The organism is Pedobacter antarcticus, from assembly GCF_900103515.1.
Classification (GTDB): domain Bacteria; phylum Bacteroidota; class Bacteroidia; order Sphingobacteriales; family Sphingobacteriaceae; genus Pedobacter; species Pedobacter antarcticus.
The window spans coordinates 135,541-149,534 of record NZ_FNGZ01000003.1 but is presented as its reverse complement, the minus strand read 5'-3'; the positions used below and the strand labels follow the sequence as shown (position 1 = coordinate 149,534).

At 42.6% G+C, this 13,994-nt stretch carries 11 protein-coding genes; 2 read left to right on the top strand and 9 right to left on the bottom strand.

Annotated features, from left to right (window positions below; all coding sequences use genetic code 11):
• Position 1: 1 nt before the first annotated feature.
• The 8 genes from BLR53_RS07810 to secA form a co-directional block, all read right to left on the bottom strand.
• Positions 2 to 1,057 carry a glutaminyl-peptide cyclotransferase gene (locus tag BLR53_RS07810; protein ID WP_074589270.1) on the bottom strand — a complete coding sequence of 352 codons (1,056 nt, stop codon included), beginning with the start codon at positions 1,055 to 1,057 and terminating at the stop codon, positions 2 to 4.
• A 13-nt stretch (positions 1,058 to 1,070) separates the two neighbouring features.
• Positions 1,071 to 1,433 (bottom strand): YraN family protein, encoded by a 363-nt coding sequence (locus BLR53_RS07805; protein WP_037440892.1) that lies wholly within the window; start codon positions 1,431 to 1,433, stop codon positions 1,071 to 1,073.
• Entirely contained in the window at positions 1,433 to 3,400 is a 1,968-nt protein-coding gene (dnaG, locus tag BLR53_RS07800) for a DNA primase (RefSeq protein ID WP_074588833.1), read from the bottom strand. Before dnaG ends, BLR53_RS07805 begins: the two co-directional genes overlap by 1 nt.
• Positions 3,401 to 3,405: 5 nt before the next feature.
• A complete protein-coding gene (locus BLR53_RS07795; protein ID WP_074588831.1) occupies positions 3,406 to 4,077 on the bottom strand; it encodes an SGNH/GDSL hydrolase family protein in 672 nt (223 codons plus the stop codon).
• 61 nt (positions 4,078 to 4,138) lie between these two features.
• A complete protein-coding gene (locus BLR53_RS07790) occupies positions 4,139 to 5,086 on the bottom strand; it encodes a hypothetical protein (protein WP_234797523.1) in 948 nt (315 codons plus the stop codon).
• A gap of 2 nt (positions 5,087 to 5,088) precedes the next feature.
• Positions 5,089 to 6,276: a M20 metallopeptidase family protein gene (locus BLR53_RS07785; RefSeq protein WP_074588829.1), complete on the bottom strand. Its 1,188-nt coding sequence runs from the start codon at positions 6,274 to 6,276 to the stop codon at positions 5,089 to 5,091.
• Between the two features lie 4 nt (positions 6,277 to 6,280).
• Positions 6,281 to 6,733: an SPOR domain-containing protein gene (locus BLR53_RS07780; RefSeq protein WP_037440914.1), complete on the bottom strand. Its 453-nt coding sequence runs from the start codon at positions 6,731 to 6,733 to the stop codon at positions 6,281 to 6,283.
• 68 nt (positions 6,734 to 6,801) lie between these two features.
• A complete protein-coding gene (secA, locus tag BLR53_RS07775; RefSeq protein ID WP_074588827.1) occupies positions 6,802 to 10,110 on the bottom strand; it encodes a preprotein translocase subunit SecA in 3,309 nt (1,102 codons plus the stop codon).
• A gap of 259 nt (positions 10,111 to 10,369) precedes the next feature.
• Between secA and purD the strand changes: the two genes are divergently transcribed.
• Complete coding sequence (purD, locus tag BLR53_RS07770; protein WP_074588825.1) at positions 10,370 to 11,641, top strand: phosphoribosylamine--glycine ligase; 1,272 nt, start codon at positions 10,370 to 10,372, stop codon at positions 11,639 to 11,641.
• Between the two features lie 127 nt (positions 11,642 to 11,768).
• Here purD and BLR53_RS07765 read toward each other — a convergent pair whose 3' ends face one another.
• A complete protein-coding gene (locus BLR53_RS07765; RefSeq protein WP_074588823.1) occupies positions 11,769 to 12,953 on the bottom strand; it encodes a formimidoylglutamase in 1,185 nt (394 codons plus the stop codon).
• Positions 12,954 to 13,024: 71 nt separating this feature from the next.
• On the opposite strand from BLR53_RS07765, the gene BLR53_RS07760 reads away from it, so the two are divergent.
• Complete coding sequence (locus tag BLR53_RS07760; protein WP_074588821.1) at positions 13,025 to 13,993, top strand: NAD-dependent epimerase/dehydratase family protein; 969 nt, start codon at positions 13,025 to 13,027, stop codon at positions 13,991 to 13,993.
• The last annotated feature ends 1 nt before the right edge of the window (position 13,994 follow it).

Sequence of the window (13,994 nt, the reverse complement as noted above, 5' to 3'; positions counted from 1 at the left end):
GTTATTTTGTGACCGGTATCAGCGATATTTCAAATAATTTATCGAATTTCTTACCGGTCACAAATAAACGTTTTCCAACCGCGTCCCAAGCAATCCCGTTCAGGACATCTGTATTCGCAAATTTATCCTTCGCAGGTAAGATACCCGTAAGATTAGCGTAAGCCTCTATAGCGCCAGTATTTGGGTCTATAATCGCAATATTATCCGACTGGTAAATGTTGGCGTATATCTTTCCGTCAATGTATTCCAGCTCATTTAACTGATCTACAGGGCCGTTGTTATCATACACATCCACATAACTCTCTTCCTTGTAAGTATCCTTATTCAGGAACCAGATTCTATTTGTTCCGTCAGACTTTATAATGCGCTTTCCATCAAAAGTAAGACCCCATCCTTCACGACTGTTCTGATAGGTAAAAGTTCCATTCTGTTTCAGGGTTTTAGCATCGTAGGTAAAACCTACATTTTCGCGCCAGGTTAACAGGATAATTTTATCGCCGATTAAAGTTGAACCTTCTGCAAAGTATTTCGGGTCAAGATCAACCCGCTGTAAAGCTTTGCCTGTTTTTAAATCTACCCAGCGCAGAGAAGAACTTCCGTACTCTCCCGTACTTTCCAGAAGACGGCCCCCATGATATTCAAGACCCTGGGTATAAGAACTTGTATCATGTGGAAATACGTTAATAACTTTATAATTGAACAGCTTAGGCTGTATTGAAGATTTCAAGACAATATTTGTTGTTACCGTATCTTTCGTGTTTCCGTTTTCCAGAATAGCAGTAATCTGCTTGTAACCAAGGCTCAGTCCTTTGGTGGCAAAGGTATACGCACCCGTACCGTCCTGTGTGCCCAGCGGCTTTCCGTCCAGCAGGTAACTGATTTTCTTTACTTCTTCATTCGCAGGAATTTCCAGTTCAACTTTCACTTCCTGGCCCAGACCAAAACTCTGGCCTTGTTCCGGTAATTTAAAACCTGCATAAGATGACTTGCCGTCATTGGATTTGCAGGAACTCAGCGCTACAGCGCCGCAAATGATACTGATTAAAACTAATTTCATATTCTTCAGGGTATCAGCCAGGCCAAAATGCATCTTCGATATGGTTAATGTGATAAAGGTCTTTATTTTCAAAAACAATTGCAACTATGTCAAAGCGAATCTCGCCCTGATGCTGCCTTCTGGCAATATAAACGGAAGAAGCCATTTCCAATTGCCTTTCTTTCTTCCAATCTACAAAATCTTCCGGCTCGCCATGCAATACCGAGCGCCTGGTTTTTACTTCAACAAAAATAAGCTTGTTTTCAAACCAGGCAATTAAATCTACTTCAGCACGGCCGTATACCCAGTTTCTTTCCAGAATCAGATAACCGGAAGCCTCCAGGTAGTCCGAGGCAAGCCTTTCTCCTGTCCTGCCCAGTTCCAGGTGCAGGCTCATTATTTAATAACTACAGATCCCAGAAAACGGGAGATTTCCCGTTCCACATTCTTAATAAAGGCGTAACGCTGCATTAGAATTTCCTGATTAACAGGGTCGTCTTCTGTTTTAATTTCCTGGAGCAATCCAAGCAGAATCCGGTCGACCTTACGTTTTTTCAGGTGGAATAATCCGCCTAATATGGTTGCTTTGAGATTTACAGTTTCATCCCGCACGTAGATCTGATGCTTATTGTACCAGTTCTCACTCAGCGTATAAGGAGATGTAGACAGTGTAATCGCAAGATCGGCAATTGTACGGTCCTCGCTTTTAATAAATTGATTGGCTACAGGTAAATGTCCGTTTTCTATCTCTTGCTTATAACTTTCGATGATCTTCTTACAAATCTCGTCTTCAAATGTAACATCGGCCAGATTCTGAATAATAAATGACCCGATATACATATCGTCGATATTATCCCAGCTGACTAATTCATGCCCGAAAGCAAGTAGCAGCCTGATAATTTCATGCTCCTGCAGCAGGTCGTCATCTGCGCGCTCCTGCTCATCCGGCAGATCCGGTTTAGCGTTATCGTCGAACAGATTCTCAGGCGGACCATCCTGTTCCGGAGAAGCCGAAGGGAACTGCCTTCTAGACGGCTGTGCAGCAGCGTTCTTCTTAAATTTAGCCGAACGCATTTTATTCAGCTCGGTTAGCAGTATACGTTCCTCCACCTGCAGCAGATGACTGCATTCGCGGATAAACACAGACACCTTAATATCATCCGGTATTTTCGCGATACTCTCTACAATATCACGAATGATACCTGCCCTTTTAATCGGATCTTTTCCCGCCTCTTTCAGCAGAATATCCGCTTTATAAAGGATAAAGTCTTTTCGGTTATTCTCGATATAGTTTTTAAAGGCTCCCGCACCCACCCGATGCATATAGGAATCCGGATCATGCCCATCCGGAAAATTAACAACCTTCACATTCAGGCCCTCTTCCAGGATCATATCCAGACCGCGCAGGGAAGCTTTGATACCCGCAGCATCACCGTCATACAAGATGGTTACATTTTGCGTAAACCTGCCAATCAGACGGATCTGTTCCACAGTCAGTGACGTACCGGAAGATGCAACCACATTTTCCACGCCTGCCTGATGGACAGAAAGCACATCTGCATAACCCTCTACCAGATAGCAATTATCTGCATCCCGGATGGCCTTTTTGGCTTGAAACAAACCATAAAGCACATTAGATTTATGGTAAATATCACTCTCCGGAGAGTTTACATATTTCGGGACGTTTTTATCTGTTTTCAGCGTCCTGCCGCCAAACCCGATAACCCTGCCCGTGAAGTTATGGATCGGGAACATTACCCTTCCACGAAAACGATCATAGATTCTTCCGTTATCATTGTGTACGGTCAATCCCGTTTTAGAAAGATACTCCTCCTGATGCCCGGCAGCTTTAGCGCTAAGCAGTAAAGCATCCCACTGGTCAGGAGAATAACCCAATTCAAATTTTCGGATAATATCTTCCCTGAAACCCCTTTCTTTGAAATAACTCAGCCCGATCGCCCGCCCTTGTTCTCCGGTCCATAGTTCGTTAGCGAAGAATGCAGCCGCATACTGGGAGATCACATACAGACTTTCCCTGGCATTATTGGCCGCAATATGTTCCGGTCTTTGCTGTTCCTCCTCTACCTCAATATTGTATTTCTGAGCCAGAAACTTAAGCGCTTCCGGATAAGAGTATTTCTCATGGTCCATAATAAAATGGACCGAATCTCCACCCTTACCACAACCAAAACACTTGTAGATACCTTTGGTTACAGAAACGTGAAAAGAAGGTGTTTTTTCATTATGAAAAGGACAGTTCCCAATTAAACTGGTTCCCCTTTTCTTCAGAGAGACAAAATCACCGACAACCTCCTCTATACGGGCGGTGTCCATGATTTTGCTAATAGTATCCTGATTAATCATTCAGGTTATCGGATTAAAGGTAAAATTGCATCAGCAACCATTTGGTTTCCTTTTGCGTTAAGGTGAACGCCGTCAGTGGTCAGAATACCTTTCTCCAGATCCTGCGGATTATTTGCAGCATCGTAAGCTGTGAATACTTTCCTCAGATCTGCAAGGGGTAATTGGTGCTCAGCTGCCAGTTTTCGGATCTCGCCTGCATACTTGTCCAGCTCAGCATCCATTTCATTGGTTCCCGGTTTTTTCTCACCGATTACTGCCGGCGTACAGAGGACAACTCTAGAACCACCGCCTTGAATTTTTTTAATCAGCGCCTGGTAAAACCGGACAAACTTATCCTGGTCTGTTCCTGTACGGGAACTCCATTTATGCCACACGTCATTTACGCCAACGTAGATTACGACAACGTCTGGCTTTTTAGCCAGCACATCATCTTCCAGGCGAAGAAAAAGGTCATAAACTTTGTTCCCGCCAATACCTGCACCGATCACAGTATTGCCGGCTGGTTCCAGTCCCTTTTTCAAAAGATCAACATATCCGCCGGGCTCTACACCCATTTGGGTAATAGAATCACCAAACAGGATTATTTTCTTCCCTTTAGGCTTTAAGGCCATAGTAGAAATGACCACAACACCTATTAGCAGCGCAGCAGCAGATCTGATCAATAATTGCTTAGACATAATTTATTTTTTTGGTTCAAACCAAAGATAATTAAAACGACTGTTTATCTGGTAATCAGGATCATCGTTTGAAATCAGGCTGATAATCCTTCTGCAGAATCAGGAAGCTTGCCCGCTCTTCTTTTTTGAAAGGAACATTCCAGTTTCCCTGATAAGTGATTTTAGAGGGTAGTTTATCTTCGCCGAAATAACTCATTTCAATATTCATCTGCACATCAAAATCGAATAGCATATTACTATATTTCATATCCACATGACGCCCGAGGATTTCAAAATTCCGTTTATCAAATACGGTAATCAGCTCCTTGATCATTAGCCCATCCTTAGTCCATTTACTCAGTCCTGGTTTAACCTTCACTATAAAACGGTACACCGGTATCGAATCCAGATAGGTGGCACTCTGAAAAGTGTAGTCATAGTATTGCCGCATATTAGCCGTGAAAATCTCTGTCTTACTGCCTATAAAAGGAATTCCCTTCACAGGTTTTCCTGGATTAAAGATTAGTGTCTTCAGCTTAGCCTTATAACCAGAAAGTGTCCCGCCTTTACTGCCTCCTGTCGGTGCATCGGGTACGAAATCACTCTGGTAAGCATTCATAAAGATATAATCAAACATCTCCAGCGTATACAACTGATATTTGCCGTTCTTTTTAAAAACCTTGCCTGTATCCTGCTTCACCAGATATTCCATTTTCACAGGCCCCGTGTTCCGGTGCCTGATCTTACGGTAGATACGGCCGTTTACTTTATTCTTTTTATCGTAAGTATAGATCCGGTTCTCCGCAATGAAGCTGTATTTCTTCATACGCCTGAAAGCCTCATAAAAACTGGTATCACTAATCACAGCCCTTATAAAGGTCTCCGCACTTAGCTTTTCACTCACGATGTTCACATTGGATTCCAGGGAGATGGTTTTCAGCGTATCCGGATTAAAACGGTCTATTTCCTGCGCTGAGAGCTTTCCAAAGTACAGGAAGCAGATACACGAAGTCAAAAAAAATAATTTCAAAATTAGTTCCCCAATTGTTTAAGTGCCATATATGCCATCAGACCGCTGGAGATCTTCAGCGCATCTTCATCAATATCAAAATTAGGATGGTGAACTGAGTAACTCGTTCCCTTCGCAGCATTACCTGTGCCTAAACGGTAAAAGCAGGCATCAGTAACCTGTGAATAATAGGCGAAATCTTCTGCTGCCATCCAAATATCCAGATCAAGTACATTTTCCTTACCGAGATAATCTTCAGCGAAGGCTCTGGCGTTCGCTGTAAGCTTCTCTTCATTCACCAGGAAAGGATAACCATTCATGATCGTAAATTCGCAGCTCCCACCCATACTTTCTGCAATGCCTTCGGCCATCTTTTTCATTAGTATTTTTGCTTCTGCTCTCCATTGCTCATTCAGTGTGCGAAAAGTACCTTCCAGTTTTACCTCGTTCGGGATAATATTGGTAGCACCATTGGCAATAACCTTTCCGAACGAAAGTACAGTCGGTAAACGCGGATCTGCATTTCTGCTTACAATCTGCTGTAAGGCAACAATAATATGTGAAGTAATCAATACCGGATCTATGTTCTGCTGCGGCTGTGCACCATGGCCTCCCTTGCCAGTAACCGTTACATACAGCTCATCAGTTGAGGCCATATAGATTCCAGAACGGAAACCAACTTTACCAGCATCGATCATAGGCATTACATGCTGCCCGATAATATGATGCGGAGCCGGGTTTTGCAATACCCCCTCTTTGATCATTATACTCGCGCCGCCCGGAAGCCTTTCCTCACCCGGTTGAAAAATCAATTTAACAGTCCCACCAAAATCAGCTTTCAGCTGTTGCAGGATATGAGCCACGCCCAGTAACGAAGAAGTATGTACATCATGTCCGCAGGCATGCATAACCCCTGTGTTTTTAGACGTATAAGGCTTATCATTGGCTTCAGTTATCGGCAGGGCATCTATATCTGCACGCAGTGCGATAACTTGTTCAGAAGGCAACCCGCCGGTAATTAAACCTACCACCCCTGTATCTGCCATTACAGTAAAAGGAATACCCAGTTCCTGTAACCGTGCCTGGATAAATTTTGAAGTTTCATATTCTTGAAAAGATAATTCCGGATTGGCATGCAGGTGGCGCCTGTTGGCTACTACGTCGTCGTATATTTGTGCTGCTAATGTCTGTACTTGGTCTTTATTGATCATTGGATTAATCTAAACTAGGTGCATTGATTTTTTCTCTGAAGATGAATAAAGTCGGGAATATCCCTCTTAATTCGTTCATCAACCTCTGGGCTTCCAGACGCGTCCGGAAATCACCAACTCTTAAGTAATAATTAGGTTCTTTATAGGTGATATAGGTATTTAATTTCGGATGGAGTGCTTTAAACCTGTTTTGCTCCGCAAATGTCTGCCGCCGGTCCGCTCCGTAAAAAACCTGTACCCGGTACCCCATTTGACTAACAATAGGGCCGGCTTTCCGTACACCACCCGCTGTTACCGGTGCTGTGGTAGACCCAGCCGCCGGTTTCTTGCTCAACTGAATTCTACGCTCAATCATGGAATCAATCAATGGGTCCTTAATGACCTTAACTTCTCCTCTTTGCTGTGCAAAGGAGAAAAGGGAAAAAATACAGAGGATTAATGTCAGGAATAATTTCATAAGCTGGCCTAAAAAAAAGAATGCCGAATTTTTTTTCAAAAATCGGCATTCTATATGGGTATTACAAATTACAATCCGGCACCATGGCAGTTTTTAAATTTCCTGCCGCTACCACAAGGACAAAGGTCATTTCTGCCTGCTGTCACTTCTTTGCGGATAGGCTGCTGCGGAGCCTGCTCTCTGGTGTCCTCAAACTGACCTTCCGAAGAACCAGCTGAAGCAAACTCAGGTTTTGTAGCCTGTATTTTATTTGAAACCGGCTGAGGTGCTTGTGCCTCTCTGACATCGTCGGCTTCCTGCTGACCAGGAATACCACCTTTATACAGGAAGCTCACCACTTCTTTATTCACCGCATTCAACATGTTTTTAAACAGGTTAAATGCTTCCATTTTATAAATAATTAATGGATCTTTCTGCTCGTAAACTGCATTCTGAACTGATTGTTTCAATTCATCCATTTCACGCAAATGTTCTTTCCATGATTCATCAATCAGTGCAAGCACGATTGTTTTCTCAAAGGACTTAGTCACTTCACGACCGTTGTTCGCAATTGCTTTTTTCAATTCAACAGGCACCTGAATACTTCTGATACCATCTGTGAAAGGAACTACGATCTGCTCAATATGATCACCACGTTCTTCAAAAACCTGGGTCAGAACCGGCATCGCCTGGCTAATAATTGCATCAGACTTACGGTTATAGAAAGCAGTTGCTTCTTCGAATAATTTATCCGTTAAGATATGTACACTTCTCGAGCTGAATTCCTGATCGGTAATTGCTGTATCCAGAGAGAAATTTTTAATTACTTCCAGTTTGAAACCTTCGTAATTTCCTTCTTCTTTATATTCAGTAACCACATCTTCAGCAACATCGAATACCATATTGTTCATATCTACGTCCAGACGTTCACCAAATAAGGCATTTTTACGTTTGGCATAAATAACAGAACGCTGTGAGTTCATTACATCATCATACTCCAGTAAACGTTTACGGATACCAAAGTTATTCTCTTCTACTTTTTTCTGTGCACGCTCGATAGATTTGGTAATCATAGAATGCTGAATCACTTCACCATCTTCAATTCCCATTTTCACCATAATATTGGAGATTCTTTCCGAACCGAATAAACGCATCAGGTTATCTTCCAGGGAAACGAAGAACTGAGATGATCCCGGATCACCCTGACGACCTGCACGACCACGTAACTGTCTGTCTACACGACGCGACTCATGACGCTCTGTACCAACGATTGCCAAACCACCTGCATCTTTCACACCAGCACCTAGTTTAATATCCGTACCACGACCAGCCATGTTGGTTGCAATCGTTACTGTACCTGCCTGACCAGCTTCTGCAACGATATCTGCTTCCTTCTGGTGCATTTTCGCATTCAGTACATTATGTTTGATACCACGCAGTTTTAACATACGACTCAGCAATTCGGAGATCTCAACCGAAGTTGTACCTACCAGAACCGGTCTGCCTGCCTGTGTCAGTTTAACAATTTCCTCAGCAACAGCATTATATTTTTCCCTTACCGTACGGTAAACATAATCTTGATGATCAATTCTGGACATTACGCGGTTAGTTGGAATTTCAACCACGTCCAGTTTATAGATTGACCAGAACTCACCCGATTCAGTTGTTGCTGTACCAGTCATACCACATAATTTGTGGTACATTCTAAAGAAGTTCTGTAAAGTTACTGTAGCATAAGTTTGTGAAGCATCTTCTACTTTTACATTCTCTTTTGCTTCAATCGCCTGGTGTAGACCATCAGAATAACGGCGACCGTCCATAATACGTCCAGTCTGCTCATCAACGATTTTAATTTTGCCTTCATCAATGATATACTCCACGTCCATTTCGAACAGGGTATATGCTTTCAACAACTGGTTAACAGAGTGAACCCTTTCTGCCTTGATTGAATAATCACGCATCAGTTCATCTTTTCTCGCGATTTTATCTTCACTGCTTAAAGCAGATTTTTCAATTTCAGCAATCTCAGTACCCACATCAGGTAATACGAAGAAATGCTCATCTTCACCAGATTTAGTAATCAGTTCAATACCTTTTTCGGTTAGTTCAACCTGATTGTTTTTCTCATCAATATGGAAATACAATTCAGCATCAACCTTAGGCATATTCTTAGACTGATCTGCCATATAATAATTTTCAGTTTTCAGCAGTAACTGTCTGTTGCCACCTTCACTTAAAAATTTAATCAGTGCTTTATTTTTTGGCAAACCACGGAATGCTCTTAATAGAGCCAAGCCTCCTTCGCCCTCATCCGGACCAGTTCTGCCATCATTGATAGATTTTTTAGCCTCGTTCAGTGCTCTGCTCACAAAATCTTTCTGCGCATTAACCAGACGTTCAATTCTTGGTTTCAATTCATGAAACTCATGCTGATCACCAAAAGGTACCGGACCTGAAATAATCAGTGGGGTACGTGCATCATCGATCAGGACTGAATCAACCTCATCGACCATCGCGAAGTGCAGCTTACGCTGAACCAGCTGGCCAGGCTCCTGAGACATATTGTCACGCAGGTAGTCAAAACCAAATTCATTATTCGTTCCATAAGTGATATCCGCCAGGTAAGCATTTCTGCGTTCCTGTGAATTCGGCTCATGTTTATCTATACAATCTACACGTAGTCCGTGGAATTCGAATAGCGGACCGTTCCACTCCGAGTCACGTCGTGCCAGGTAATCATTGACAGTTACAATATGCACACCCTGACCGGCTAAAGAATTCAGGTAAGCAGGTAGCGTACTCACCAGTGTTTTACCCTCACCAGTTGCCATCTCTGCAATTTTGCCGCTGTGCAATACAATACCACCAATCAGCTGTACATCATAATGCACCATATTCCAAACAACAGTACTTCCGGCAGCATCCCAGGTATTAGCCCAGTAAGCTTTATCGCCTTCAATTTTAACGTTACTGCGTCTTGCCGCATATTCCCTGTCATACGCAGAAGCCGTAACTTCCAGCGTACCATTTTCAGTTAAGCGGCGTGAAGTTTCTTTAACTACAGCAAATGCCTCAGGCAGCAACTGTAATAAAACTACTTCAAGTTCTTTGTCCCTATCCTTGATCAATACATCAATACGCTCATAAAGCGCAGTCTTTTCTGCAAGCGCCAGTTGCTGATCCTCAGCTTCTGCTTTCAATGCAGCAATCTGCGCATCGATTTCTGCTAATGATTTTGCAATTACATCTTTAAAATAGACGGTTTTGTTACGCAGTTCATCATTACTCAATGAAGAAAGCTTAGCGTATTCCTCGTTTATTTTGATGACAAGTGGTTGGATTGCCTTAATATCTCTTTCCGATTTGCTTCCAAAAACCTTGGTTAAAAATCCTAGCATCGTTTTGATTGTGTTAAATTTTATATAAAGTCTTAATTTTACAACAATTAAGCCATTCCGGCTGACAAGTCAGATTGGCAGTTGTAAGGCGCTAAAAATACAAAATATCTGTTATTTCCCGCTGTCCTTCAGTGGTTATTTCTACGTATTGTACAATTTGTCATTACTTTGTAAGTTAACTAGCTGTTCTGGCGCTTCAATCTGAATTTAAACATGCACGTAAACTGTGAAATTTAGGTAAAGCGGTTATATTTGCTTCATGAATATCTTATTATTAGGATCCGGCGGCAGAGAAAGCGCTTTCGCCTGGAAAATGAGCCAGTCTGCATTATGCGAAAAACTCATCATTGCACCCGGTAATGGTGGTACTGCGGCGTACGGCAAAAACTTTCCCTTAAATCCAAACGATTTTGAAGCCGTAAAAAAGCTGGTACTGAAAGAAGAAATCAACTTTGTGGTAGTTGGCCCGGAAGAACCCCTGGTTAATGGAATTCATGACTTTTTCCTGGCTGATGAAGACCTGAAACACATCCCGGTAATTGGTCCAAAAAAAGAAGGGGCTATTCTGGAAGGCAGTAAAGATTTCGCAAAAGCTTTTATGGCCCGCCACAATATCCCAACACCAGGCTCCCGCTCATTCACTGGAGAAAACCTGGAAGATGGATTGGCTTACCTGGAAAACCATAGCATGCCTGTAGTGCTTAAAGCAGATGGTCTTGCTGCGGGTAAAGGTGTCCTGATCTGCCAGACTAAAGAAGAAGCAGCAGAAGAACTTAAATTAATGCTTGGCGGAAAATTCGGAACAGCAGGTGCGATAGTCGTCATTGAAGAATTCCTGACTGGTATTGAACTTTCTGTATTCGTACTGACGGACGGAGAAAACTATGTTGTACTGCCCGAAGCGAAAGATTATAAAAAAATAGGTCAGGCAGATACAGGCCTGAATACAGGTGGAATGGGCTCGGTTTCTCCGGTTCCTTTCGCCGACGAAAAATTCCTGAAAGAAGTAGAAGATACGATTATCGTACCTACAATTGATGGATTAAAAAAAGACGGTATTGACTATAGCGGATTTATATTCTTTGGCCTGTTTAAAGTCGGAGATAAACCCCTGATCATTGAGTATAACTGCAGAATGGGCGATCCGGAGACAGAAAGTGTATTACCAAGAATTGAAAATGACCTGGTAGAACTTTTCATTGCAGCCTCCAAACAAAAACTAAACGAATGTACCCTGAAGATCAGCCCTAAATCGGCAGCTACAGTAATGATCGTAGCTGGCGGATATCCTGGTGACTACGAAAAAGGCAAAGCGATCAGCGGCATAGAGAACATCCGTAAATCCCTTGCTTTTCATGCCGGAACGGCACTGGAAGGTGGAGTTGTGAAAACCAATGGTGGTAGAGTAATTGCGATCACCAGCTTACAGGACACGCAGTTTGATGCCTTGCAATCAGCTACAGCTGACGCTTCCCGTATTTACTTCGATGGCAAGTACTTCAGGGAAGATATCGGATTTGATCTGGTATAAATAAAATATTGATAAAAAAAAGCCGCTGCGTCTGCAGCGGCTTTTTTTTATCAATATTTTAAATCATTAGAAAAACAAAGGCAATTGTTATATAGAAATTCTATTAGGTGAATAAATCACGTAATTATTAAAGTAGTTTCTGATAAGTCCTCCACCACAGATCGGGCATTTCCCCATTTACAGCCATGGTATAATCCTCATATCTGCAGGGAACCAGGTGATACCGTTCATTTTCCGTCATTCCGGGATATGGAACCTGCATCCACCAGCGGTCAGTTTTTTTACTTTTGACAAATAACATTTCTCCGGATCCGTCATTCAGGCTCGTCCTGTAAATCATGTAGGCCGATTTAGGATTAAGAGGGAGATCCTTTTTACGGTTATAAAAACCATCCACGAAATACCAGACCATCTGTGCCAGCAGCATTGCCGTCTGCGCATTACGATCAAAAGCCGGATTAAATTCGTAGAAACCTATGGAAGTTAGCTTGTCATTTAAACCCGCATAATGTGCGATTTTACAAGCCTGCTCACCGTAAAAACCATTGGGACCCGCATTTCCATTAGCCGGTGCATCTGCAGAACGGATGGCAGAAAGATCGAAGCTCACCATATTTGCATTCCGGAGTACAGGCTCAGCAGAACTGATATCCTTCAGGAAGTCTCCCAGGCGATGTACATCAAAATAGAGTTTATTCATAACTTTCAGACTCTCCTGACTAACCAGGTAAGTCTGATAACCGACATTACTAAAATTAAACAGATAGTTCGGCTGATGTAATAAAATCCTGTTCAGATAAGCATCCGAGTCGGTAATGATACTTCCTTCTTCATGCTCATCTTCATCTAAGTCAAATTTCCGGTCTACCACAACCAGATCAACTTTTTGTTCCAGCCCTTCATAGGCCAGGTATTGCGGATAAGTCAAATCCTGCCCTCCCCCGATAATTACCGGGATAATCTCCTGCTGAATCAATTCAGCTACAACCAATTTCAAAGCAATGTAAGTATCCGAAACGGCAGCCCCGGCCTGAATATTCCCCAGGTCTACGATACGACTGCCGAAAGCACCTTCATGCAGCAGGTAAAACTGCTCCCTGAAATAATCAGGCCCAAGAAAACAACCTTCATTCTGCTTTGCCTGACGATCATCTTTTACACCAATTATAGCAATATCGAAACGACGATCTCCCAATTCCGGAAATTCATCCATATAAAAACTGGTCTTCATACCTAACTGCGAGGTCATAAAACCTTGTGCAGGAGAGAAAGTTTCAGGATTTACGGGAGATAAAAAATCAGATAAGCTCATAATTCATATAATGTATGACCTCAAATATCTATTTTTGAGACCATATATTAATAATATCTCATCAAAAAGAAATGATTTTAGTAACCGGTGCTACAGGTTTTTTAGGCTCAGAACTGATTCTTCAGCTGACCAGCCAGGGAAAAAAGCTGCGTGCACTAAAAAGGCAGCATGCTGTAATCCCCAAACACTTAGCAGATAATGAGCTGATTGAATGGTTTATTGCAGATATCAATGACCCTGCAGATCTGGAAGACGCTTTCTCAGGAATCAAACAGGTTTTTCATTGCGCTGCCCTGGTGTCCTTCCTTCCTTCAGACCAGGCAGAGATGCTACGTGTTAATATCGAAGGAACCAGCAACATCGCAAATCTTTGCCAGCTTTATGGCGTAAGACTAGTCCATGTGAGCTCCGTTGCTGCATTGGGAGAACCTAAAAAAAATGCGCTCATCACAGAGAAGGATTTTTGGGAATACGATAAACACTCCGGCCATTACGCCATCTCCAAGTATGAAGGTGAAATGGAGGTTTGGAGAAGTATTACCGAAGGCCTGGATGCGGTTATTGTTAACCCTTCAGTAATTATCGGCCCTTCGGCTGGTTTTCAGGGCAGCGGATCAATTTTTAAACTGGTGCGTAAAGGCATGAATTTTTACACCTCCGGAGGCGTCGGTATAGTCGACGTTTCAGATGTTGCTGCCGTAATGATCAAGCTGATGGATAGCGAAGTTACAGCTGAGAGATTTATCATTTCTTCAGAAAATTATACCTATCGCAAACTCTTTAAAGAAATAGCAGAGGCATTTGGCCTTAAAGCACCACAAAAAGAGGCTAAACCCTGGATGCTGGGACTCGCCCGGAGAATAGCTGGTGTGGCTTCGGCAATCACTGGTAAGTCATTCGGCCTGACCAAAGATGTAGTCAGAAGCAGTATGATCAGCAGCTTTTACGATAATGAGAAGGTTACACTTGCAACCGGCATCCGTTTTAAACCCGTTGGACAAAGCATAAAAGAAGTTTGTCTAAAACTTAAGAACCACTAGA

Bases quoted from the DNA above. Each gene is read 5' to 3' on its own strand.
- BLR53_RS07805 (WP_037440892.1), bottom strand. From the start codon at position 1,433: ATGAGCCTGCACCTGGAACTGGGCAGGACAGGAGAAAGGCTTGCCTCG.
- secA (WP_074588827.1), bottom strand. From the start codon at position 10,110: ATGCTAGGATTTTTAACCAAGGTTTTTGGAAGCAAATCGGAAAGAGAT.
- dnaG (WP_074588833.1), bottom strand. From the start codon at position 3,400: ATGATTAATCAGGATACTATTAGCAAAATCATGGACACCGCCCGTATA.
- purD (WP_074588825.1), top strand. From the start codon at position 10,370: ATGAATATCTTATTATTAGGATCCGGCGGCAGAGAAAGCGCTTTCGCC.
- BLR53_RS07795 (WP_074588831.1), bottom strand. From the start codon at position 4,077: ATGTCTAAGCAATTATTGATCAGATCTGCTGCTGCGCTGCTAATAGGT.
- BLR53_RS07785 (WP_074588829.1), bottom strand. From the start codon at position 6,276: ATGATCAATAAAGACCAAGTACAGACATTAGCAGCACAAATATACGAC.
- BLR53_RS07760 (WP_074588821.1), top strand. From the start codon at position 13,025: ATGATTTTAGTAACCGGTGCTACAGGTTTTTTAGGCTCAGAACTGATT.
- BLR53_RS07765 (WP_074588823.1), bottom strand. From the start codon at position 12,953: ATGAGCTTATCTGATTTTTTATCTCCCGTAAATCCTGAAACTTTCTCT.
- BLR53_RS07780 (WP_037440914.1), bottom strand. From the start codon at position 6,733: ATGAAATTATTCCTGACATTAATCCTCTGTATTTTTTCCCTTTTCTCC.
- BLR53_RS07810 (WP_074589270.1), bottom strand. From the start codon at position 1,057: ATGAAATTAGTTTTAATCAGTATCATTTGCGGCGCTGTAGCGCTGAGT.